Genomic DNA, 21,248 nt, shown 5'->3' with positions numbered 1-21,248 from the left:
GATGAAAACAGCAGGAGCGAGTAGCTTGGCTGTTTCTGATATTCACAAGTAAATGTCCAGAATTGCCGATAAAGAGAAAAAATAAGAACGGCAATTCGGTTTAATTCGTCATACTTCTGCAGCATTTCGCCGACGCGTTCTCTCCAGACCATATGATTATTCGGCGTTTTCCCGCTCGGGGCGGCTCCCGAGCGGGAAGGTACGGGTACGCCAAAACCCTACGGCAAACGTTTGCTAACTCCCGCGCCGGTCAAGTTACCGCGCCGCGTCACCGATAAAGCACCTGAGACTGGCTCTGCTTGCGCAAACCGCGAGTGACGCCGGTGTCTTTAAAGACGATATATCGGGAGCAGAAAAATGAACTTCAAAAACATGACGGTGCGCGCGAAGCTGACCACTGCATTTGGTGTGCTGGCCGTAATGGTGCTGCTCATATCGGGTTTTGCGTTGAATGCGCTTGGCACCATCGACGAACAGTTTTCTGCCTATGTGAATGGAATCAATGCTCGTGCGACCGTGGCCGCGGAGGTGCGTACGGCGGTGGATCGGCGCGCCATCGCAGCGCGAAACCTCGTCCTCGTCACGAAGCCCGAAGACGTCGAATTCGAAAAGGCCGAGGTCGCGGCAGCGGACAACGATGTCACGCAGCGCATGGGCAAGCTCAAGGAAGCGATCGAGACCTCTGCCAGTGTCACTCCGGAAGCGAAGGCCTTGGTCGGCGAAATGATCCGCATCGAGACGCAGTACGGGCCCGTTGCGCGCGCCATTACCGATGCCGCACTCGCGGGACGCCGCCCCGAGGCCGTCGAGATGATGAATACGCAGTGCCGTCCGCTGCTTGCCCAGTTGATCAAGGCGACGAATGCCTTCACGGCCTATACGCGTGAACGTGGCCATCGGATGGCGGACAAGGCGCACGAGCAGTATGTGGCTCAGCGCATCATGATGTTGGTCATCTGTGCCGTATCCTTCGCGGCAGCGGTGCTTGCGGCTTTCCTGATCACGCGTAGCCTCACGCGTTCGCTCGGCGCAGAGCCGGGGGCGCTGTCGGATATCACCCGCCGCGTAGCCGAAGGCGATTTGAGCCCGGTGGCGGGCGCGCCGTCGGCGCCCGCGGGCAGCGTGCTCGCGTCGATGGGGGAAATGCAGGCGAGCCTCGTGAAGCTGATCGGGCAGGTTCGTACCGCGGCGGACAGCATTGCCACCGGTTCGAGCCAGATCGCGTCCGGCAACCAGGATCTGTCCTCGCGCACGGAACAGCAGGCTGCGTCGCTGCAGGAGACGGCGGCGAGCATGGAAGAGCTGACTTCGACGGTACGCCAGAACGCCGATAATGCGCAGCAAGCGAGCGCGCTGGCGGCCAACGCCTCAGAAGTCGCGGAAAAAGGCAGCGGCGTCGTGAGCCAGGTGGTCGATACGATGAACGAGATCAGCAGCAGCTCGACGAAGATCGCCGACATCACCGGGATCATCGAGGGGATCGCGTTCCAGACCAATATCCTTGCGCTCAACGCGGCGGTGGAAGCGGCGCGCGCGGGCGAGCAGGGTCGTGGCTTCGCCGTCGTGGCGAGCGAAGTGCGCTCGCTTGCGCAACGCTCGTCGAGCGCGGCGAAGGAAATCAAGGATCTCATCGGCGAATCGGTGCAGCGTGTGAAGGACGGCGCGGTCTACGCCAGCCAGGCCGGCGAAACGATGGCCGAGGTGACGCAGGCAGTTGCACGCGTGACCGACATCATGGGCGAGATTGCGGCGGCATCGAACGAACAAAGCCGCGGCATCGAACAAGTCAATGTGGCGATAACGCAGATGGACGAGGTGACGCAACAAAACGCTGCGCTCGTCGAAGAAGCCGCGGCCGCGTCGAAATCGCTCGAGCACCAGGGGCAGCAACTCAACGAATCGGTGGCGTTTTTCAAGATCGATGGAAGCGAATCGCGGCGCGCGGGTACGTTGCGCAGTGCCGCACCCGCGTCGGCGGTAGCGGCCGCGTCGCGCGCGCCGAGTCGTGCCAGCAAGCCTTCTGTCGGGCCAAAGGCGTCGGTGCCTGCGCCGGTGCGCGCATCGGCTACGGCATCGGCGGCGACGCCACGCCGTGCGTCCGCTGCGCCGGTTGCCGCGGCCGCGCCGAGTCCTGTTGCGGCGGCGGCCACAGCTGAGAGCCTCGACTGGCAGACGTTTTGAGCAGGTAAGCGCGTGCACCGAATACATTATCAGTCAGCGCACCGAAGTTTCTGACCGGCGTCGACGGCCACCCGTCGATCGATCGGCGCGCCCGCCCGGCATACCCGGGCGGGCTTTTTCGTCCATGCGCCGCGCGCCGGTTCGCTCGCGCTCGGCGCGACACGTGTATCATCGCCCCCGCGCCGCTCGAACTCGCGAGCTGGCCCTTTTTTGCCCATTCACGATGTCTGTCGCCGAACTCAAGCGCCGCCGCACTTTCGCGGTTATCTCCCACCCCGATGCGGGGAAGACCACGCTGACCGAAAAGCTCTTGCTGTTTTCGGGCGCGATTCAAATCGCGGGTACCGTCAAGGGCCGCAAGAGCAGCCGTTATGCGACCTCGGACTGGATGGAGATCGAAAAGCAGCGCGGCATTTCCGTGGCGAGTTCGGTCATGCAGTTCGAGTATGGCGACGCCGTCATCAATCTGCTCGATACGCCGGGCCACGAGGATTTTTCGGAAGACACCTATCGGGTGCTGACGGCCGTCGATGCCGCGGTGATGGTGATCGACGGCGCGAACGGCGTCGAAGCACAGACGCTCAAGTTGCTCGAAGTCTGCCGGGCGCGCCGCACCCCGATCGTCACGTTCATCAACAAGCTCGATCGCGAGGTACGCGAGCCGCTCGATCTGCTCGATGAAATCGAGCGGCATCTTGGCGTGGCCGCGGTGCCGTTCACTTGGCCGATCGGCATGGGTAAGGACTTTCAGGGCGTCTACGATATTCAGCGCGATCAGGTGCGTGTGTTTCGCGCGGGGCAGGATACGGCGGGCGGTGCGGTGGAAACGCTGCATGCCGTCAGCGAGGAGCAGGGCGAAGCGCGCTTCGGTTTTGCCTGGAAGCGTGCGAAGGAAGAGATCGATCTGATTGGCGCGGCGACTCCGGCTTTCGATCGTGAGGCGTTCCTGTCGGGCGACCAATCGCCGGTGCTGTTCGGCTCGGCCATCAACAATTTCGGCGTCAAGGAAATTCTCGATGCGCTGGTGGATCTCGCGCCGCCGCCTTCGATGCGTATGGCGGTGGAGCGGGCCGTGCAGCCGGACGAGCCGAAGTTCACGGGTGTCGTTTTCAAGGTCCAGGCGAATATGGATCTCGCGCATCGCGATCGGGTGGCATTCATTCGCGTGTGCTCGGGGCGTTTCGAGCGCGGCATGGCGTTGAAGGTGACGCGCTCGGGCAAGACGTTCCGGGCCAATAACGTCGTGACGTTTCTTTCCCAGCGGCGCGAGACGGTCAGCGAGGCTTATGCCGGCGACATCATCGGGATTCCTAACCATGGCACGCTGAGCCTCGGGGATACGTTGACCGAGGGTGAGCAACTGCAGTTCGTCGGTTTGCCGTTCTTTGCGCCCGAGATCTTTCAGACCATCGAGGTGGTCGATCCGATGCGTGCGAAGCAGCTTGGCGAAGCGCTCAAGCAGCTTGGCGAAGAAGGGGCGATTCAGGTGTTTCGTCCCGCGCACGGCGGCTCGACGATTCTCGGGGCGGTGGGGCAACTGCAGTTCGAAGTGGTCTCGCATCGCCTCTCGGCGGAATACAAGGTCGATGTGCGCATTTTCCCGGCCCGTTACCGGATGTCGCGTTGGGTGACATGCGAGGATGCGGGCGAGTTGCGGCGGTTCACCGATGCATATGCTGCGCGCATGGCGCTCGATGCTTCGAACGCGCCGACTTATCTTGCCTCTCATGTCTCCGAGATCGAGGTGGCGCAAAAGGCTTGGCCGAAGATCGTGTTCAACGAATTGCGTGAACAGTCGGGTGCGCCGTTTCGTAAGGCGATTTGATTCGCTTTGAGAGAAGGTTGGCGAATCCTCGCTGCTCGCCGATATCGGTCTGGACCGCAGCGCCCAAGATGCAGTGGCTGCCTCATGGCCACAGCGTTCTTGCGTCGAGTAGCTCGAGAACGCCGACGCCGAGCGCATTAGCGAGGTCTTGCAAGTCGATGGGATTTCGGCATCGCTCTTAAAAACTGCCGTACCGGGGGCGCGAACGCGGCGGTTTCACGAGCCTGGCGGCGTTCACAACCGGAGTATGGCGTGATACGGGACCGCGGAGCTAAGAAAATCAGGAACGCCTGTTGAACAGATTTGCGCCCAAAAAAATCCAAAAAAATCATTGTCTTACGTCGCAAAAACACGTAAGGTAAGAATTTTTACTTTACACAACAACCTATGGCCGAATGGGGATTTTATGGGCGAGCTGAGCCGCTCGCGGAGCTGAGCCGTGTTGTGAACTCCGGGAGGTGGTTCTTCTGTCGTATCGAGGGTCGCAGACGGATTGGCAAGACAACGCTGATATCGCATCTGGCGCGCAACAACGACAGGCTGTCGAGCCATCTCATCTACATGCAGGTGCCTGATTCGGACGAGCGTGATGTCGCGGCGACCTTCCAGCGCGCGCTCAACGATAGCGACCATATCCTCGCCCGAGAGCTGAGTGAACATGTCGTCGATTTTCCGTCGATGGCGCACGCGATTGGAGAACTGTGCCGCGTGGGGCTCGTAATCGTCATCGATGAGTTCCAGTACTTCACGCGCGCGGCGCTTCGCAGTTTCAGCTCGTTTTTGCAGGCGGAAGTCGACAAGCTTCGCAATTCGAGACTGCCGCATGGAGGGCTCTTTGTGCTGGGGTCCTTGCACGCGGACATGAATCTGCTGCTGGAAGATGCAGGGTCGCCCTTGTTCGGCCGGCTAACCCAGCGCATCAGACTGGACCATTGGGATTTCGAAGACCTTGTTTCGGTGTTCCGGAGCCAGGATGTCCGGATGCCTTCGCAGTGGCTTACGCTTTGGTCTTTCTTTGAGGGGGTGCCGAAGTTCTATCACGACGCGTTCGAACAGGACCTCTATCAGGTGGCGCCAGAGTCTTTTACTGACGAGTTGCTCACGAGGATGTTCATCCGCAGCTCAAGCCCGCTTTCGGAAGAGGCTGATACGTGGTTCCTGCGTGAACTCAGGGGGCGTTCTCTTGCCATTCTGACTTTCCTCGCCGACCACCCGGGGTGCGGCCACGGCGAACTGCTGACTGGAGTCGGGTCGGCTTCAGAAAAAACGCAGATAGGTGGATACCTGACGGCTCTCGTCCAGAAATACGAGATGATAGTCAAGTTGAACCCGGTTTTTTCGGATGGAAAGAGTCGTAACGCGCGCTATTACATCGCGGACAATTTTCTTCAGGCGTGGCTGGCGGTGGCCAAACCTGCTCGAGAGGCTGCTCGCATGAAGCCGCTGCCCCGAACCCTTGAGCTGGCGCGCCCGCGCCTGGCGACCATCGAAGGGTATGCCTTCGAAAAGCTCATCCGGAAGCTGCATGAAGAGAGTTCCCGCAAGGGCAAGGGGGACTTCGACCTGTCCAGCCTGCAGATGGGCTACTGGAATCGCCCCAAGGACGCGACCCGCAGCATTGAAATTGACCTGGTTGCGCTGGATGAGGCAGGCAAGCGCGTTAGGTTCGGGTCCTGCAAGCGCTCAGCTGCTGCACATACCAGCGAATCCCTGATGGGTTTCGAGCAACATGTAGCCGACTTTCTTGCTGCTCGGGACCATCGACATCTTCAGGGGTGGACCCGGGAAATGTTTGTTTTTTCGACGAGCTTCTCCAACAGCGAAAGGAAGCATCTTAGCGACAAGGGCTATGTGGCCCGAGACCTAAACGATTACGCTGCGCTTTTTTGAACTGCATCGAGGCGTGAAAAATGAGCTCGACCCGCCGCCCGGAACTGAAAACTTTCTTGGTACGTTTTCCAACGGCCTGGACGCTCGGAACCTGCGGCAACTGAAAACTTCCCGTGCGCGCAGCGAGGAGCGGCCGGTGAGCAAGCAATCCCTTATCGGCGGTCCACCGGAAGACTTTTTGTAACGCCACATTCGATGCCGGTGGCGTGAAACGGGCGGCGAAATGAAATGCGGCCCTGAAGGCCGCATCGTGTGCAGGTCAATCGTCGTCGTCACGGTGGTGGTGACGCCAGCCGCGGTGCCAGCCGTTGTCGTGCCATTCCCGGCGATAGCCATCGCCGTAATACGGGCCATAGTAGACAGGCGCGGGCTGTTCGTAGACCACCGGCGGCGGGGGCGCGTAATAGACGGGTGGCGGCGCTTCGTACACGGGCCCCGGTACGCCGAAAAACACGCCGATATCGGTGCGCGCGAACGCACTGACCGATGCGCACACGCCCGCAACCCCGAGTGCAGCACACAACAGAATTCGTTTCATTTTCCTTTCGCTTCGCCTGCAGCCAGTCGGCTCGCAGGCGGTAGTTCACCTGCTTACATGGTACTTATTGCGGAGAGGCCGGGTGATACCGGGCTGTCGCTTGTGTAACCGGCAGTAACGGGCTGCGCTCGAAGGTTTCAATCGTTTCATCGACGTGGTCATCGCTGTGCGATCCGTTAAACTTTGGGCATCGCAAAGAAAGAGGCCGAACTCGATGACCCTGCTCATATACCTGGTCGGATGGCTGATCTTGATCGGCGGCGTTTCGTGGGCGCTGATCACGATGCACGTGTCGCAGCACACGGTCATCATCGTCGCGGTGATCATGCTGGGTGTCGGTGTCATTACGGCGGCGACTCGTACACGTAACCGCGATCGATCGTAGCGTCCGCGATCGTCAGCCGATTTCGAGGAGCGCGAGTGATGCTGCGGCATATTCGCATTGGGCTGATTGTGTTGGCTCTCGGCATGGCGATGACGGTGAGAGCCGGCGAGAGTTCGCCCATCGTGCAGGCTGAGATTGCTTCCTTGCTGGGACGCCTCGAGACATCGGATTGCAAGTTCAATCGCAATGGCAGTTGGTATTCCGGGGAGAAAGCGAAGGCGCATATGCTCGCCAAGCTGCACTACCTGGAAGCGCGCACTACGCTGAGCAGCACAGAACAGTTCATTGAACTGGCAGCTACGAAAAGCAGCATTAGCGGAAAGCCATATCTGGTTCAGTGCGGCAATACGCCGGCACAGACGAGCGAGGCGTGGCTCACGACGCAATTGAAGTCGCTGCGCGCGACTCGCGCTGACGGTTCGAACGCTGCTTCCGTGCCCGCAGCGGGGCATCGGTGAAAAACGCGCTCCGGTCTAATTCCTGCTCAAAAACAGGTCGGCCACGACGGAGCGAAGCCATCGGTTTCCAGCTTCGTGATGGTACTTCGCATGCCAGTGCTGTCGCACCGCGAACTTCTCGACCGGGAATGGGCAAGAATGGACCGCAATGTCGTTCACCCGCGCCAACGTTTCACCGATGTTTCGCGGCAATGTTGCGATGAGGTCGGTCGATTTGATGATCGATCCCAGCCCGAGCATTCCTGGCAGTTCAAGCACGACATCGCGTTCTATGTTCTCGCGCAACAGGGCCTGTTCCAGTAGTTGCGCGCCGGTGCCGGCGGCGATGACCACGTGTCCCTCGGTACGGTATTGCTTCAGAGTCAGCCGGGTGTGCACCCGTGGATGGCTCGGATTGGCGAGGCACACCCAATCCTGCATGTATAGCTGTTGCTGATACATTCCGCCGCCGAGCCATGGGATATGTCCGATGGCAAGGTCAGCCTCGCCGGATTCGAGCGCCCGCTCCGTATTTCCGTCGATTCTCGCGGCTTCCAGCCGAATACCCGGTGCCTGTGCACGCACGTGAGCCAGCATCCGGGGCAGAAGCGTGATGTGGCTGGCGTCCGTCATGCAGATGCGAAAGCGCCGCTTGGCCGTGGTCGGGTCGAAGGAAATCTCCCATGCCGCGAACCGGCGAAGCGATTCGAGAATTTCCCTGCACGGCCCGATCAGCGCGTCTGCTTGAGGCGTTGGCGTCATGCCGCCAGGCGTGCGCACGAACAGCGGGTCCTGCAGATGCACACGTAGACGCCCCAACCAGATGCTGACGGTGGGCTGACTCTGTCCGAGCTGCTCCGCCGCCCGCGTGACGCTCCGAACGTCATACAGCAAGTCGAATAGCTGAAGCAGCTTGAGATCGGGCAGTTCGGGCGTGAGCATGACAGTATTGTCGTCGGCAATGTGCCTATTGTAGTCATTGCGCTGTGCCTATGAATGCATCTCCTGGACGATCAGGCCGCAGCCGATACGTTCAATCGAACGCAACGGTGAGATGATCGATGATGGCGCGCGTCTGCGGACGAATGCCCCGCCACCACACAAACGCCTCGGCGGCCTGCTCGACCAGCATGCCCACGCCATCGGCGATGCCCCGCACGCCCGTATTCCGGGCCAGCCGCAGGAAGGGCGTGAGTCCTTTTCCATAGGCAAGCTCATAAGCGGTCCCATTTGGACTGAAGACGCTCGACGGAACCGGCGGCAATTGCCCGGTCAAGCTCGCCGAGGTCGCGTTCACGACGAGATCGAACCGACCCATCGATTGCAGGTCGGCATAACCGCATGCGATCAACGGACTGCCGGCAGCAACCTGTTCGACGAGTGCCTTCGCCTTGTCCACATGCCGGTTCGCGACGACGAGTTCCGCAGGCCGCGCACCTATGAACGGCAATAGCGCGCCGCGCACCGCACCGCCCGCGCCGAGAATCAGAACGCGCTTGTCCTCCATCGGCTGATGCAGATTCACTTCGATGTCCCGCACCAGGCCCACGCCATCGAAGTTTTCGGCGAGGATCCGCCCGTTCTCGAACTTCATCGCGTTGACAGCGCGCGCGAGCGATGCGCGTTCGCTGCGTTCATCGGCGATGGCGAAGGCCTCCAATTTGAATGGCGCCGTGATGTTCATGCCTTTGCCGCCCGCGGCGATGAAGTTTCGGACCGTGCAGGCGAAGGCGTCCGCCGGCTCGAGCGGGCCTTCGATGGCCACGTACGTCATCTGTTGGCCAGTCTCCCGCGCAAAGAAGCCGTGGATCAGCGGAGACTTGGTGTGGCCGATCGGATTTCCGATCACCGCGTATCGATCACTCATCACGCGCTCCTTTTCGAGAACAGCACGCCGTCGGTCTGCATCGCGTCGATCTCGGCCGCGCTGAAGCCGAGCGATCGAGCGACTTCCGCGTTATGCTGCCCCAGGTCGGGACCCACCGTTCGGATCGACGTATCGCAGTCGGAAAATCGAAACGGCAGATTCGGCAGGCGCAGTTTTCCAAAGCGCGGATGCTCCTGCTCGATCAGCATGCCGCGCGCAACGATCTGCGGATCGGCCACGACCTCATCGATGCGCTGAACCTTGGCGCAAGGGACATCGGCACTATCGAGCAAGGCCAGCACCTCCGCGACCGGTCGTGCAGCCACCCATGGTTTCACGACCGCAAGGATGGCCTCGCGATTCGCGTTGCGCCCGTTGAGGCTGTGGAATCGCGCATCGGTGCCGAACCCAGCAGGACCGCCGTGCGCCTCGACGAGCGTGCCGAACCGCTTCCACGACTCGTCGACTTGCGCCGCGATGACGAGATCGCCATCGGCCGCGCGGAACACGCCGTACAAAGTCGATGTCGGCATGTCGTGACCCGTTTGCTCGGGAACCACGCCTTGCACGGTGTAGCACTGCACGCATATTCGTGCATCGATACCAGTGTGTCGTAGAGCGCCATGTCGATATGCTGACCCCGCCCGCTTTTCATGCGACCGATCAACGCGGCGTTGATGGCGGCAACCGCGTGGATGCCCGTGTACATATCGCCAAGCGAGATACGCATGAGCGGCGGCGGCTCGCCAGGATTACCGATCATCTGCATGATGCCGCTCTTGGCCTCTGCGATGAGACCGAAACCCGCGCGGTGCGCGTCGGGTCCAGTGTGTCCATATGCCGAAATCGAGCAATAGACGAGGCCTGGGTTGCGCTTCGACAACGCGGCGTAGCCGAGGCCCAGCTTGTCCAGCGCGCCCGGCCGATAGTTTTCGATGAACACGTCAGCCGAATCACAGAGGCGCTGCATGAACGCCTTGCCGCGCGGATCCTTCATGTCGACGCTCACGCCGCGCTTGCCCATGTTGAGCTGCAGGAAGTATGCGCTTTGCTGGTCGTCGAGGACCGTGGCGTGCTGACGTCCGGCATCGCCGCTGCCGGGACGCTCGACCTTGATGACTTCCGCACCGAGTGCCGCGAGGCATCGACCGACATAGGGACCTGCGAGAAAGTGGCTGTAATCGACGACGCGAATACCTTCGAGGGGACGGGGTTGCATCAGTTCGCTCCTGGACGGCGCGGAATCATCAGACGATGCTCGCCGTGTTGGACGACGTCGCCGTTCTGGTTGATCAGCTCGGACGGCAGAACGACGATGCCCCAGCCGGGACGGCTCTTGCTCGCACGCATCGAGCCGACACGGAACTTCACATGCAGCACGTCGTTGACCTTGATCGGCAGCAGAAAGTCCCACGTCCAGCCGAGCGACATGCCGGGCAGGAAGCGATAGTCGCTTTGGGTCTTCAGGCCATCGGCAATGGACAATCCGAATAGACCGTGTGCGACGATCGAACCGAAGTGGCTCGCGTTGGCGTATTTTTCGTCGACGTGCACCGGAGTGTGGTCGCCCGTGAGATCGGCGTAAGCGAGGATGCGTTCTTTCGTGACGGTGTAGGACGGGCTCACGCACTCATCGCCTACCTGCGCGTCATCCCAATACTTATCGCTGATAGCAGTCATGCTTGCGGCTCCGCGCGTGGATCGATCGCCAGCGCCTGCGCGACGCATGTGGCGGGTCTGGCCTGAATGAGTTCGACGGCAAGTCCATCGGGCAGACGCAGCCAGTTGCGTCCCTGCGGCATCTCGGTGACGCCGAAGTTCTGCGCGGCCGCAAGCGCGGCCTCGAGGTCCTCGCACATCACGCCGAGATGCGCGAGCCGGCTCTCGCGTCCTTCGTGGTGCGGCGCGTCGATGAACTGCAGACCACCTAGCGTCCAGTACTGACGCGGCTCTTCGCGCGTGCCGTCCACTTCTCGCATGGTCATGCCGAACACTTCCTCGAAGAAACGAATATGCCAGTGGATGTCCTTCACCCAGATGGCGACGTGCTCCAGATATGCTTTCGGCGCGCTCATAGTGCGGCTCCTTCTGTCTGGCGCTCCGTCATCGCGCGTTCGATGCCCTTGATGCAGGCGACGAGCGTCGAGTTCACCGGCGTCGGCACGCCCAGACGCGCGCCCCATCGCACGACCGCGCCGTTGATGAAGTCGATCTCGGTGACGGACGACTTCTCGAGGCTTTGCAACATCGAAGTCTTGAATGCCGACGGAAGTCCTTCGGCGGCCATGTTCCAGGCGTCTTCCGCATGCTCGATCGAGAGCTCGATGCCCGCCGCTTTTGCGACGGCGATCGCTTCGTCGATTGCGGCGAGCGATGTCGCTTTGAGGACCGGCTCGTCGTAGAGTTGCCCGTAAGTCAGGCGCGTGATGCCTGTGAGGGCGCCCGTGGCGACGTTGATCAGCAACTTGTCCCACATCGTGCCGAGGATATTGTTGCTGACCGTTGTCGTCAGACCGGCGCTATTGAGCGCCTCCGAAATGGCCCACGCGCGGCCCGAAATTCGGCGGTCGAGTTCCCCGATGATCGTAAGCTTTCCGGTGACGCCTGACTGGATATGGCCGGGCGCGCGCAGCACGCCACCGACATAAGTCTTGCCGGCGAGCACCCGCTCGCGACCGACGATCTCGCTGAGCACGTCTTCGTGACCGAGCCCGTTTTGCAGAGACAAGACGACCGTATCGGGGCCCACGAGGCCGAGCGCGCCGCGCATCGCCGAATCGGTGTGGAAGGACTTGACCAACACGATGACGAGGTCGACCGGGCCGACTTCGGATGGATTCATCGTCGCGCGAACCTTCACCCGGCGCGTTCCGGCCTCGTCGTCGACTTGCAGGCCGTCGCGAACCATGGCTTCGACGTGTGCCGCAAAACGGTCGACCAGCCAAGTCTCATGGCCTCCCTCAGTGAGCGCGGCGCCGACGGTACAACCGAGCGCACCGGCTCCCAGAAAAGCGATTTTCATTGGCGTCTCCTTGATAGGGAGACGAAGATACGGCGATGCATTCATGCCGGCAATGCAATGGCTTTAATAGCCACATTGCGAATTGCAATAGTGCCCGGGCGGTGTCTGCACATAAGCCCGATAAAACGATCGCTCTAGCGCCCGAAACGCATCACAACGCTCGTATTCGCGAGTACATGATTCTTGATCGCCGCATGCAACGCATCGCGTGTCAGTCCAGCCGGCAAGGAATCGGGTGCGAGGTCCAGGGCATAGATTTGCACGACATAGTGATGTGGAATTTCCCCGGCGGGCGGGCATGGCCCGCGATAAGCTGCCTGCCCGCTGACGTTCAGTCCCATGAGCGCGCCCGTCGGCGGTTCGCCGCCCGCTGCGAGCGATGTCGTCGAAGCGGGAATGCCATACATCACCCAGTGCACGACGCCGAGGCCCTTTGCCCCGTCCGGATCGAAAATCGTGATTGCGAAGCTGCGCGTACCGGTGGGCGCATTGCGCCATTGCAATGCCGGCGTCACGTTGCGGCCACCGCAATCGTTTTGGCTTCCCGCGTGAATCGAGGCAAGGGTGCCGCCGTCGGGCACGCCGGGCGAGGTCAACTGGAACGCCTCGGCAGCATAGGTCGTGACACCGTGCAACATCAGCATGCAAAAACCGGCTGCGAGCATTTGCCGGATCGCCTTAACGTTACCTTTCATCCACGCCTCCGTCTCTCGAGTGAGCGCGACCCGGCTGCCCGCAATGGGCAGCCGGGTGCTCCGGGAACAACGGATTATTACGTCGATTTATTCCGGATGCACCGCGCAATATTATTCGTCTAGGGGCCGCCACGCGCGGCCGTCGCGGGCAAGGAGTGCGTCGGCTTCGGCAGGACCGGCGCTGCCGGCGGCGTAGCCGTGCACGGGTACCGTACCGCGCTGCGGATGGAGTATGCGATCGACGGCGGCCCAACTCGCCTCGATGCTATCCGCACGCTGGAAGAGCGTCGCGTCGCCGAGCATGCAGTCATAGAGCAACGTTTCATACCCGACGTTCGGGCGCTGCGGGAAAAAATCGCCATAGTCGAACGACGAGCGGGCTGCGCCAATGAGCATCGTCGGTCCCGGCACCTTGACGTTGAAATCGAAGCTCGTTCCGTGCGAGGGGTCGATGCGTAGCGTCAGCACGTTGGGCGTGAGTGCTTCCACCGGTGTATCGCGAAACAGCAGGAATGGGACGCGCTTCAACTGCACGGCGATTTCGGTGCGGCGAGTGGCGAGCCGCTTTCCGGTGCGTAAGTAAAACGGTACGCCGGCCCAGCGCCAGTTGTCGATCCGCAGGCGAGCCGCAACGTAGGTTTCCGTTGCGCTGTCGGGCGCCACGTTCGGCTCGTCGCGGTACGCTGTTCCAGCCGGTCCCGCTTCGTATTGACCGAGCACGACATCGTCGGGCATGAGCGGCTCGATCGCCTCGAACAATTCGACTTTCTTGCCGCGTACCGCTTCCGCATCGAACGAATTGGGTGCTTCCAATGCGACTACGGCGAGCAATTGGAACAGGTGATTCGGCACCATGTCGCGCAGCGCGCCGGTGCGTTCGTAAAATTGTCCGCGCCCTTCAACACCGAGCGTTTCGGCCGCTGTGATCTGCACGCTATCGATGTATTCGCGCCGCCAGATCGGCTCGAACATCGCGTTCGCGAACCGAACGGCGAGGATGCTCTGCACGGTATCCTTGCCGAGAAAATGATCGATTCGGTACACTTGCGATTCCCGTGCGAACCGCAGGATGTGAGCGTTCAATTCGCGCGCCGATGCGAGATCGCTGCCGAACGGCTTTTCGACGATCAGACGGCGAAAGCCTCCGTTCTGCTCCAACAAGCCTGCCTTGCCGAGTCGCTCGACGATGGGCTTGAAGAACTGCGCACCAACGGCGAGATAGAAAATCACATTGCCGTGCTGGTCCTCATCGATTTGTTGTTTGAGTTGCGCATAGGTGGCATCGTCTTCGAATTCGCCCGCTTGGTATTGCAAGCGTTGGGCGAGCCAGTCCCATGGCTTGCGATCCAGCTTGTCCGTATGCGCCTCGCTGGACTTGTCCGCAACCGATTGCTGCAGCGACTCGAATAACTCGTCTCGCCAGGTTGCTGTTTCGCGCTCGCCATGACTGACGCCGATGATCCGAAGACTGTCGTCGAGCAACGCTTCATGCGCAAGATGGTACAAAGCCGGTATCAGTAGGCGCCGGGTCAGGTCGCCGCCCGCACCGAAGATCACGATTGTGCAAGGGGGCGCTGGCCGCTTGGCCGCCTGAGTCGGGAGAGCGCCCTGCGCGCGTGCTTCGCGCCCCGAATGACCGGAGCTGACGGAATTCGAATCGGTTGGCATGGCGCGCATTGCTCCATAGGACCGTGGACGGAGCACGGCGAAGGCTCGAAGAAACGAACACGCAATTGCGCAGTCGTCGCCGGGAGCGCAGGGGGGTGCACCCATTGGATGAGTTCAGCAGGGAGCGTGCCAGGGCCCGGGCGCCCGATGCTGATGTAACGTCCGCCATTGCTCGATGAGACCTTGCGCATTCTCGGCGTAGCCTGCTGTGCCGCTTACGTGGTTGGACAACGATGCCTCCCTGTCTAGCAACACGTTCGCCGTGGGTCTGGCCTGGTAAAAACGTACACAATTGGACCTGCAGGACGATTCCATTTTCAGGCAAACTTGGTTTCGTCGAGACGCAATAGGGCGAGCAGGCACATTTATTCCGCTACGAGACCCGATATGTACATACCAGCCGCTTTCAATGAATCCCGGATCGAAAACCTGCACGCCTGCATCGTCCAACATCCGTTTGGCACACTGATTACGCACGGTAAGAGCGGATTGGACGCCAATCATATCCCGTTCGAACTGGCGGCCGGCGAAGGCGAGTACGGCGTGTTGCGCGCCCATGTCGCGCGAGCCAATCCCGTATGGCAGGACATCGCCGACGGCGACGAGGTGCTCGTGGTCTTCCGGGCCGGGGACGCCTACATTTCGCCGAACTGGTACCCGAGCAAGCACGAGCTCCACAAACAGGTGCCGACCTGGAATTACATCGTCGTCCACGCACACGGCCGAATCCGCGTCCACGACGACGAGCGGTACGTACGCGGCGTGGTCGCCAGATTGACCCGAACGCACGAGGCGTCGCTGCCGGAGCCGTGGAAGATGTCGGATGCGCCGAAGGACTATATCGATACGATGCTCAAATCGATCGTCGGCTTGCAAATCGATATCACGCAGCTGATCGGCAAGAGCAAGCTCGGCCAGAACAAGGAGTCGCGCGATATTCGCGGGGCGGCTGTCGCGCTGAAGGCGCGCGGCGACACCGCAATTAGCGAGGCGATGTTGGCCGAGGCTGAGAAAAAGGCCTGACATGTCCGCAAACGCATTTCTTTCCGCAGACATGCTGCTCGCCTATACCGCCTATTTCATCGGCACCGCCAGCCCGGGCCCGAGCAATCTCGCGATCATGTCCATCGCGGCCAATCAAGGCAGAAAGGCGGCGCTGGCGTTCGCGTTCGGCGTCGTTTCGGGGTCCATGTTCTGGGCGACGGTCGCGAAACTCGGTATCTCGGCGGCGTTGGTCGCTTACTCCCAATTCATCGTCGCAGTCAAAGTCTTTGGCGGGCTGTACCTTCTCTGGTTGGCTTTCAAATCGGGGCGCAGCGCGCTCGTACCCGCTGCCGCTATGATGCGGAAAGCGGGGCGGCCGGACACCCTCAGAGGCTTATACATCCGAGGGGCATTACTGCATTTGACGAATCCGAAGGCGATCCTTGTGTGGGTGTCGATCGTCGCGCTTTCGTCCAGCCGCTTCGGGTCCGCTCATGGCGCGGTCATTCCCGGCTGCGCCGTTATCGGATCGCTCGTCTTCAGCGGTTACGCATTCCTCTTTTCCATGGATTCGGCTCGCCGGCTCTATATACGAACGCGCCGCGTATTGGAAGGGTGCCTTGCCGTCGCATTCGGCGCGGCGGGCATCAAGCTGCTGGCATGGCCCTCGAGGTGACCCGCTAGAGCTGTTCGACATCGACGGTGACAGCATCCCTCGGGACGGTCAATCGCGTGCGCTGAAGCAGTGCATCGACAGGTGGGGTGCCGTCGTCATTCAATCGCTTCACTTTGGTGAATACGACCGAGAAGCTATCCGGCGTGACGGTGGCTGAAGCGTAGCCCTGCGCATCGTGATCGACGTATCGCAGATCCGGATTATTGGTCGTCAGAAACATATCGAACTTGGCGGGCGTGGATACCAACGCTGCAAGCGGCGTACGGCCCCATGCCGCTTTCATGTAGGTATAGAACGACGTGCTGCTGATGCCCGCACTGACGAAATCGACGATGACCGGTGTGCCCTGTGCGGGATCGGGATCGTCGCGCACGACGCCGCACTGAAATGCATGCAGGTCTCCCGTAATGGCGACGACGTTACGGATGCCGTGCTCCTTCAAATAGGAGAGCAGTTCATGCTTATGCGCCGGATAGCCGTCCCACGCATCGCAATCGATGACGAGACGTGCCGGCGGCGTCTCAGGCGCGCCAGGCATCATGGCCCACAGACGGTTCAACATCACCTCGTTGCCCCATACCTTCCAGACGGCCGGCGAACGTTTCATCGTGTTCTTCCACCACGAACTCTGCTCCGGCCCGAGCATGGAAGGGATGCGACCGAGTTTCTTCGTCGCCTCGATCTGCGCACGATGCAGTACATCCTGCTCGACGAAATAGCGCGAACCGGCCGCGTCGTCGCCGCGGATCGGATCGTGATGGTGCGCGCGAGCAATGGCGGCCTCGCTCACGATGTGGTCGTCGCGATAAAGCCGCTCGTCGGTTAAGACCAGATGCATCAGCGTGCCGAAGTGGAAGTCGCGGTAAATGCGAATGTTGGTGTAGGACGGATTGTCCGGTTCGAATCGCACGTCGCTCCAGTCCACCGGCATGTACTCGGCCCACGCGCGACTCGCATTGCGGCGGCGTGCGGTCTCCCGCCTCTCTTCGTTCGTGTACACCTGATGGTCCTGCCAGCAATCGTCGGAGAACTCGTGGTCGTCCCATGTCGCGATCATCGGTAGCCGGCGATGCAGCGTCTGCAGGCGCCGGTCCGTACGATAGGTCCGATACAGCAGCCGGTAGTCTTCGAGCGAATCGGCATAGCGGCCCGCGTCGGGTAGCGGTTTGCCGTCGGGCAACTGCAACGGGGGATGCGCTGCTTCGGCGGCCTCGGGCCTTACGCCGCCGACTGTTTCGTAGATGTAATCGCCCACATGCACGACAAAATCCAGATCGCTTTCCGCGGCGATCAGGCTCATCGCCTGCCAATGATTGACGCTCCAATCCTGGCACGTGAGCCACGCAAAGCGTACCCGGTCGTTCGCCTCGGAAGTATCCGGGGCGGTGCGTGCCGCGCCGGTGGGACTCGAATCATTGCCGGCAACGAAGCGGTAGTGATAGGTCGTCTTCGGCGAGAGCGCCGTCACCTTCGCTCTCACGGTGAAGTCGTAGGTCGATAGCGCCTTGAGCGGCACCCTCGCGACAAGCGTTGAAAAGTCGGCGCTCGTCGAGACCTCGAGTCGCAACGGGACCGTTCGCGCAACGCCTCGTGTGCCTTGCGATGCGGCGCCGCCGGTCTCCGACTCGGGTACGCAGCGCGTCCAGAACACGATCGAGCGATCGCGCGGATCACCGCTTGCAACCCCTTGGGCAAACCGATATCGGTGCTTGCGCACTTCGTCGCTTGCAGCGTCGACCGGCTCGGGAAGCAACAGCGCGCCGGTCGCGGCCGCAATCGTGAAGAAGGCCGACGACGCGAGAAAATGGCGACGGTCCATCGATTCTCCCGAGGACGATTGATCCCAACGCACCGAGTGCACCGGGATGCGGCAACATACCGCGACGCCGGCCGCTCAGCAGTCTTCCCGGCTCTTGGAAGGACAGCGGGCAATCGATCGATGAGGCTAACGCGATGCGTCGCACTCGGAAACTCGTGACAACCCGCTTTCGTTCGCTAAACTGACGCAACCCGAGCTGCGGCGAAGCGTGTCTTCGTGCTCCCGCCGCAACGCAGGTCCCGTGCCTTTTTCCGAACGAGGGATCGCTCATGACCATCCGCAATCTCGATGCGCTTTTCAAGCCCCAATCGGTCGCGGTGATCGGCGCGTCCTCTCGCCCGGGCAGCCTGGGCGCCATCGTCTGGCAGCGCGTGCTGGCCGGCGGTTTCTCCGGTCCCGTGTGGCCCGTCAACCCGAAATACGACGAGCTCGACGGTCACCGCGTTTTCGGCGATGTGGCCGATCTCCCCGAAGCGCCAAGCGTGGCGTTGCTTTGCACGCCGAGCGCGGTATGGCCGGACATCGTGCACAAGCTCGGCAGCCTGGGCGCGCGCGCGGCGATCGTGATCGGCGACGCACGCAGTATCGAAGCGTCGGCCGCCATCGGCGATGTACTCGTCGCCGCCCGCCCGCACTTGCTGCGCATCGTAGGACCGGGCAGTCTTGGCGTCATCACGCCAGCGCTCGGGGCGCAACTGGGCGCCGCATCGTGCACCGTCAAGCCCGGTGGCGTGGCCTGGGTGTCGCAATCGAATGCTCTGACGAATGCGGTGCTCGGCTGGGCCGATGCTCGAGGTCTGGGCTTCTCGCATGCGATCGCGCTCGGCGGCGAGGCCGATGTCGATGCGGGCGACGTGCTCGATTACCTGGCCAGCGACGGTGCGACGCGTGCCATCCTGCTCGAACTCTCGACCGTGCGAGCCGCGCGCAAGTTCATGTCGGCCGCGCGCGCTGCGGCACGCGGCAAGCCCGTGCTCGTGCTGCGCACAGGCTGCGCCGATTCCGACGATGCGCTTTATGCCGCGGCGTTTCGCCGTGCGGGCATGGTGCGCGTCGAAACACTCGACGATCTGCTCGACGAAATCGAAACACTCGGACTCGGCCGCATTGCGGCAAGTTCGACCGCAACACTGATCGCGGCGGACCGCGGGGTGGCCGCGCTCGCATCCGATGCGTTCGCTTCGGCCGGCGCTCAGCTCGCGCGATGGTCCGACGGCGCCAAGCAGGCGCTCGCGTTGGCCTTGCCCCATGTGACGCCGAGCAACCCGGTGCTGCTGGGTGACGATGCTCATGCCGCGGATTTCGGCCGTGCGCTCGATGCGCTTGCGCCGCACGACGAGACGGGTGCGGCGTTTATCGTGCACGCCTCGACACATCGCGCACCGGCCGAGGAGGTGGCGCGCGTCCTCATCGAGCGCCAGCGCTTTACCCATCGCGGCATGCTCGCCTGCTTTTTCGGGGGACTCGATGCGCCTGCGCGCGATGCGTTGCGTACGCATGGCATCGCCGTGCATTCGACGCCGCATCGCCTCGCACGCGCGTTTGCACGACTCGTCGATTACCGGCTCGGCCGCGAGTTGCTGATGCAAACTCCGCAGGGCTTGCCGGCGCACGTGCCGGTAGCGCTTGCGGCGATCCAGGCTCGCGTCCGCGACGCCGTGGCGGCGGGTACGACGGCGTTCGACGGCGACGAAGCGGCGCGCCTCGTCGAATGCTTCGGCCTGCGCGTAGCGGCGCATGTCTCGAGCCGGCCGGAATCCGAAGCGGCCGCAACGACGGCACGGTCGGCACAGGGCAGCGAGGCGAACGAAGGCCAAGGCGACGGCGGCGACGGCGGGACTTCCAGCTTCGACGAACGGTTCGAAGACGAAGCGATCGTCGACGTGACGGTCGAGCTCGAGGACGATGCCGATTTCGGCCCCGTGTTTCGGTTTACGGCACCCCCGACGAATGGAGTGCCTGCGCCGTTTTGCACCTATGGTCTGCCGCCGCTCAACCCCGTTCTTGCACGCGAAATCGTCGCGCGCTCGCCTTACGCGGATCGTGTGCCCGTCGAGCCGCTTTTGCAGGCACTTACCGCGCTCTCGGAGATGGTGTGCGCGGTCGAACAGATCGCGGGTATGAGTGCGGTGCTGCGTGTCATGCCGGACCGCGTCGTGCTCGTCGCCCCGCGATTGCGGATCGCGCGCTCGCGCGGACGTCTTGCAATCGTGCCCTACCCACGCCATCTGGAAGAGACGCTGGACTGGAAGGGCAAGCGTTTGACGATCCGCCCGATCCGTCCCGAGGACGAAGCGGCACATCGTGCATTGATTGCCGCCATGTCGCCCGACGATTTACGGCTGCGGTTCTTCGGCGCGGTGCGCGGCTTCGATCACTCGCAACTCGCGCGTATGACGCAAATCGATTATGACCGCGAAATGGCCCTCATCGCGGTGGAAATTGACCCAAATGGAGACGCGCAAACGTTTGGCGTGGTGCGAATTGTCGCTGATCCGGATAATGAATGCGCCGAATTTGCCGTAGCCGTCCGCTCGGATATGAAGGGCAAAGGGCTCGGAACATTGCTGCTCGCCCGGATAATCGACTATGCGCGCACTCGAGGCACGCGTTTCGTGACGGGAGAAATCCTGCGCGAAAACGCACCCATGCTGGCGCTTGCGAGAGCGAACGGCTTCGAAATGCACGCCTCGGACGATCCCTCGGTGATCGCCGTCCGACTCGCGCTTCAGTAGGCATTCGATTCCCTAGACGCGGGCAATCGCCATCGCGGCAATCGGTTCGCACCTGATTCGACGCAATTCAATCGCCGCCAAAAAGCCGAATTGGCCGATCAGCCAAAGGCTTTACGATCCTTTGCAATTCTTTAAAAACGGTTCCGATATAGTGCCGAGCGTCAAATACAAGCGATAACAGGACGGGCATATGCGGAATTCAGATTTACTTCGGCAAGCAACGATTGATCGTACGAAATCACGCGCGATTCGATCTCCAATTTCCAATGACGCATCGCGCCTGCGCCCTAAGGCGACGACGCTTGCCGTTCTGGGCTACGTCGCGCTGATTCCGGCGCTGGCTCACGCGAACTGCACGACGTCGGGTGCGACGACGACGTGCGACACCTCGGCGCCATCGCCTTGGACGACGACGATCGGAACCGGGCCGACGACCGCGTCCGGCGCCCAGGTGACCGTGGGCTCGAACGCGCAGATCGTCGTCGGCAACACCAGCGCAATCGCGCTGTCGGACAACGCGAACATC

Annotated in this window: 19 protein-coding genes and 1 pseudogene; 9 read left to right on the top strand and 11 right to left on the bottom strand. The window is 61.8% G+C overall.

Annotated elements, in window-relative coordinates; genetic code table 11:
- Window positions 1–357: 357 nt before the first annotated feature.
- The 4 genes from GWC77_RS15495 to GWC77_RS15480 all read left to right on the top strand — a co-directional run bounded on the left by GWC77_RS15495 (window position 358) and on the right by GWC77_RS15480 (window position 6,080).
- Window positions 358–2,181 (top strand): methyl-accepting chemotaxis protein, encoded by a 1,824-nt coding sequence (locus tag GWC77_RS15495; RefSeq protein WP_173258244.1) that lies wholly within the window; start codon window positions 358–360, stop codon window positions 2,179–2,181.
- Window positions 2,182–2,404: 223 nt separating this feature from the next.
- Window positions 2,405–4,006: a peptide chain release factor 3 gene (locus GWC77_RS15490; RefSeq protein WP_173258242.1), complete on the top strand. Its 1,602-nt coding sequence runs from the start codon at window positions 2,405–2,407 to the stop codon at window positions 4,004–4,006.
- 387 nt (window positions 4,007–4,393) lie between these two features.
- Window positions 4,394–5,896: an ATP-binding protein gene (locus GWC77_RS15485; RefSeq protein ID WP_173258241.1), complete on the top strand. Its 1,503-nt coding sequence runs from the start codon at window positions 4,394–4,396 to the stop codon at window positions 5,894–5,896.
- 13 nt (window positions 5,897–5,909) lie between these two features.
- Window positions 5,910–6,080, top strand: coding sequence for a hypothetical protein (locus GWC77_RS15480; protein WP_173258239.1), 171 nt, complete (start codon window positions 5,910–5,912; stop codon window positions 6,078–6,080).
- Window positions 6,081–6,155: 75 nt separating this feature from the next.
- Here the strand turns inward: GWC77_RS15480 and GWC77_RS15475 are convergent, their stop codons facing one another.
- Window positions 6,156–6,434: a hypothetical protein gene (locus GWC77_RS15475; RefSeq protein WP_173258237.1), complete on the bottom strand. Its 279-nt coding sequence runs from the start codon at window positions 6,432–6,434 to the stop codon at window positions 6,156–6,158.
- A 214-nt stretch (window positions 6,435–6,648) separates the two neighbouring features.
- Between GWC77_RS15475 and GWC77_RS15470 the strand changes: the two genes are divergently transcribed.
- Both GWC77_RS15470 and GWC77_RS15465 read left to right on the top strand, forming a co-directional pair.
- Window positions 6,649–6,819, top strand: a complete 171-nt coding sequence (locus tag GWC77_RS15470; protein WP_173258235.1) for a hypothetical protein — start codon at window positions 6,649–6,651, stop codon at window positions 6,817–6,819.
- 38 nt (window positions 6,820–6,857) lie between these two features.
- Window positions 6,858–7,277: a DUF5329 domain-containing protein gene (locus tag GWC77_RS15465; RefSeq protein ID WP_217283294.1), complete on the top strand. Its 420-nt coding sequence runs from the start codon at window positions 6,858–6,860 to the stop codon at window positions 7,275–7,277.
- Between the two features lie 15 nt (window positions 7,278–7,292).
- Here GWC77_RS15465 and GWC77_RS15460 read toward each other — a convergent pair whose 3' ends face one another.
- The 8 genes and pseudogenes from GWC77_RS15460 to zwf all read right to left on the bottom strand — a co-directional run bounded on the left by GWC77_RS15460 (window position 7,293) and on the right by zwf (window position 14,508).
- Window positions 7,293–8,198: a LysR family transcriptional regulator gene (locus GWC77_RS15460; RefSeq protein ID WP_173258233.1), complete on the bottom strand. Its 906-nt coding sequence runs from the start codon at window positions 8,196–8,198 to the stop codon at window positions 7,293–7,295.
- A 91-nt stretch (window positions 8,199–8,289) separates the two neighbouring features.
- Entirely contained in the window at window positions 8,290–9,123 is an 834-nt protein-coding gene (gene aroE, locus GWC77_RS15455; RefSeq protein ID WP_173258230.1) for a shikimate dehydrogenase, read from the bottom strand.
- A pseudogene (locus GWC77_RS15450) lies at window positions 9,123–10,342 on the bottom strand (CaiB/BaiF CoA transferase family protein). Before GWC77_RS15450 ends, aroE begins: the two are co-directional and overlap by 1 nt.
- On the bottom strand, window positions 10,342–10,803 hold the full coding sequence (locus tag GWC77_RS15445) for a MaoC family dehydratase (RefSeq protein ID WP_173258228.1): 462 nt from the start codon (window positions 10,801–10,803) through the stop codon (window positions 10,342–10,344). The pseudogene GWC77_RS15450 and the gene GWC77_RS15445 overlap by 1 nt, the downstream one beginning before the upstream one ends.
- Complete coding sequence (locus tag GWC77_RS15440; RefSeq protein ID WP_173258226.1) at window positions 10,800–11,198, bottom strand: VOC family protein; 399 nt, start codon at window positions 11,196–11,198, stop codon at window positions 10,800–10,802. The genes GWC77_RS15445 and GWC77_RS15440 overlap by 4 nt, the downstream gene beginning before the upstream one ends.
- The gene (locus tag GWC77_RS15435; protein ID WP_173258225.1) at window positions 11,195–12,145 is read right to left on the bottom strand and encodes a ketopantoate reductase family protein; all 951 of its coding nucleotides are present in this window, start codon (window positions 12,143–12,145) and stop codon (window positions 11,195–11,197) included. Before GWC77_RS15435 ends, GWC77_RS15440 begins: the two co-directional genes overlap by 4 nt.
- A 134-nt stretch (window positions 12,146–12,279) precedes the next feature.
- Window positions 12,280–12,840 carry a YbhB/YbcL family Raf kinase inhibitor-like protein gene (locus GWC77_RS15430; protein ID WP_254366981.1) on the bottom strand — a complete coding sequence of 187 codons (561 nt, stop codon included), beginning with the start codon at window positions 12,838–12,840 and terminating at the stop codon, window positions 12,280–12,282.
- A 111-nt stretch (window positions 12,841–12,951) separates the two neighbouring features.
- Window positions 12,952–14,508 carry a glucose-6-phosphate dehydrogenase gene (zwf, locus tag GWC77_RS15425; protein WP_173258223.1) on the bottom strand — a complete coding sequence of 519 codons (1,557 nt, stop codon included), beginning with the start codon at window positions 14,506–14,508 and terminating at the stop codon, window positions 12,952–12,954.
- A gap of 387 nt (window positions 14,509–14,895) precedes the next feature.
- Here zwf and GWC77_RS15420 point away from each other — a divergent pair, with 387 nt between their 5' ends.
- Both GWC77_RS15420 and GWC77_RS15415 read left to right on the top strand, forming a co-directional pair.
- Window positions 14,896–15,531, top strand: coding sequence for an FMN-binding negative transcriptional regulator (locus GWC77_RS15420; protein WP_173258221.1), 636 nt, complete (start codon window positions 14,896–14,898; stop codon window positions 15,529–15,531).
- A 1-nt stretch (window position 15,532) separates the two neighbouring features.
- Window positions 15,533–16,168, top strand: coding sequence for a LysE family translocator (locus GWC77_RS15415; protein ID WP_173258219.1), 636 nt, complete (start codon window positions 15,533–15,535; stop codon window positions 16,166–16,168).
- Between the two features lie 4 nt (window positions 16,169–16,172).
- On the opposite strand, the gene GWC77_RS15410 is transcribed toward GWC77_RS15415, so the two are convergent.
- Complete coding sequence (locus GWC77_RS15410) at window positions 16,173–17,987, bottom strand: alkaline phosphatase (protein WP_173258217.1); 1,815 nt, start codon at window positions 17,985–17,987, stop codon at window positions 16,173–16,175.
- 269 nt (window positions 17,988–18,256) lie between these two features.
- On the opposite strand from GWC77_RS15410, the gene GWC77_RS15405 reads away from it, so the two are divergent.
- Complete coding sequence (locus GWC77_RS15405) at window positions 18,257–20,722, top strand: bifunctional acetate--CoA ligase family protein/GNAT family N-acetyltransferase (protein ID WP_173258215.1); 2,466 nt, start codon at window positions 18,257–18,259, stop codon at window positions 20,720–20,722.
- A gap of 342 nt (window positions 20,723–21,064) precedes the next feature.
- Here the strand turns inward: GWC77_RS15405 and GWC77_RS29615 are convergent, their stop codons facing one another.
- Window positions 21,065–21,247, bottom strand: coding sequence for a hypothetical protein (locus GWC77_RS29615; RefSeq protein WP_254366985.1), 183 nt, complete (start codon window positions 21,245–21,247; stop codon window positions 21,065–21,067).
- Window position 21,248: the final 1 nt, after the last annotated feature.

The organism is Paraburkholderia sp. NMBU_R16 (assembly GCF_013282575.1).
Taxonomy (GTDB): Bacteria; Pseudomonadota; Gammaproteobacteria; order Burkholderiales; family Burkholderiaceae; genus Trinickia.
Note: the sequence above shows the minus strand (reverse complement) of the source record. Positions and strands in the feature narration are given on the sequence as shown.

Bases quoted from the DNA above. Each gene is read 5' to 3' on its own strand.
- GWC77_RS15410 (WP_173258217.1), bottom strand. From the start codon at position 17,987: ATGGACCGTCGCCATTTTCTCGCGTCGTCGGCCTTCTTCACGATTGCG.
- GWC77_RS15460 (WP_173258233.1), bottom strand. From the start codon at position 8,198: ATGCTCACGCCCGAACTGCCCGATCTCAAGCTGCTTCAGCTATTCGAC.
- GWC77_RS15435 (WP_173258225.1), bottom strand. From the start codon at position 12,145: ATGAAAATCGCTTTTCTGGGAGCCGGTGCGCTCGGTTGTACCGTCGGC.
- GWC77_RS15495 (WP_173258244.1), top strand. From the start codon at position 358: ATGAACTTCAAAAACATGACGGTGCGCGCGAAGCTGACCACTGCATTT.
- aroE (WP_173258230.1), bottom strand. From the start codon at position 9,123: ATGAGTGATCGATACGCGGTGATCGGAAATCCGATCGGCCACACCAAG.
- zwf (WP_173258223.1), bottom strand. From the start codon at position 14,508: ATGCCAACCGATTCGAATTCCGTCAGCTCCGGTCATTCGGGGCGCGAA.
- GWC77_RS15470 (WP_173258235.1), top strand. From the start codon at position 6,649: ATGACCCTGCTCATATACCTGGTCGGATGGCTGATCTTGATCGGCGGC.
- GWC77_RS15440 (WP_173258226.1), bottom strand. From the start codon at position 11,198: ATGAGCGCGCCGAAAGCATATCTGGAGCACGTCGCCATCTGGGTGAAG.
- GWC77_RS15420 (WP_173258221.1), top strand. From the start codon at position 14,896: ATGTACATACCAGCCGCTTTCAATGAATCCCGGATCGAAAACCTGCAC.
- GWC77_RS15475 (WP_173258237.1), bottom strand. From the start codon at position 6,434: ATGAAACGAATTCTGTTGTGTGCTGCACTCGGGGTTGCGGGCGTGTGC.
- GWC77_RS15490 (WP_173258242.1), top strand. From the start codon at position 2,405: ATGTCTGTCGCCGAACTCAAGCGCCGCCGCACTTTCGCGGTTATCTCC.
- GWC77_RS15415 (WP_173258219.1), top strand. From the start codon at position 15,533: ATGTCCGCAAACGCATTTCTTTCCGCAGACATGCTGCTCGCCTATACC.
- GWC77_RS15485 (WP_173258241.1), top strand. From the start codon at position 4,394: ATGGCCGAATGGGGATTTTATGGGCGAGCTGAGCCGCTCGCGGAGCTG.
- GWC77_RS15405 (WP_173258215.1), top strand. From the start codon at position 18,257: ATGACCATCCGCAATCTCGATGCGCTTTTCAAGCCCCAATCGGTCGCG.
- GWC77_RS15445 (WP_173258228.1), bottom strand. From the start codon at position 10,803: ATGACTGCTATCAGCGATAAGTATTGGGATGACGCGCAGGTAGGCGAT.
- GWC77_RS15430 (WP_254366981.1), bottom strand. From the start codon at position 12,840: ATGAAAGGTAACGTTAAGGCGATCCGGCAAATGCTCGCAGCCGGTTTT.
- GWC77_RS29615 (WP_254366985.1), bottom strand. From the start codon at position 21,247: ATGTTCGCGTTGTCCGACAGCGCGATTGCGCTGGTGTTGCCGACGACG.
- GWC77_RS15465 (WP_217283294.1), top strand. From the start codon at position 6,858: ATGCTGCGGCATATTCGCATTGGGCTGATTGTGTTGGCTCTCGGCATG.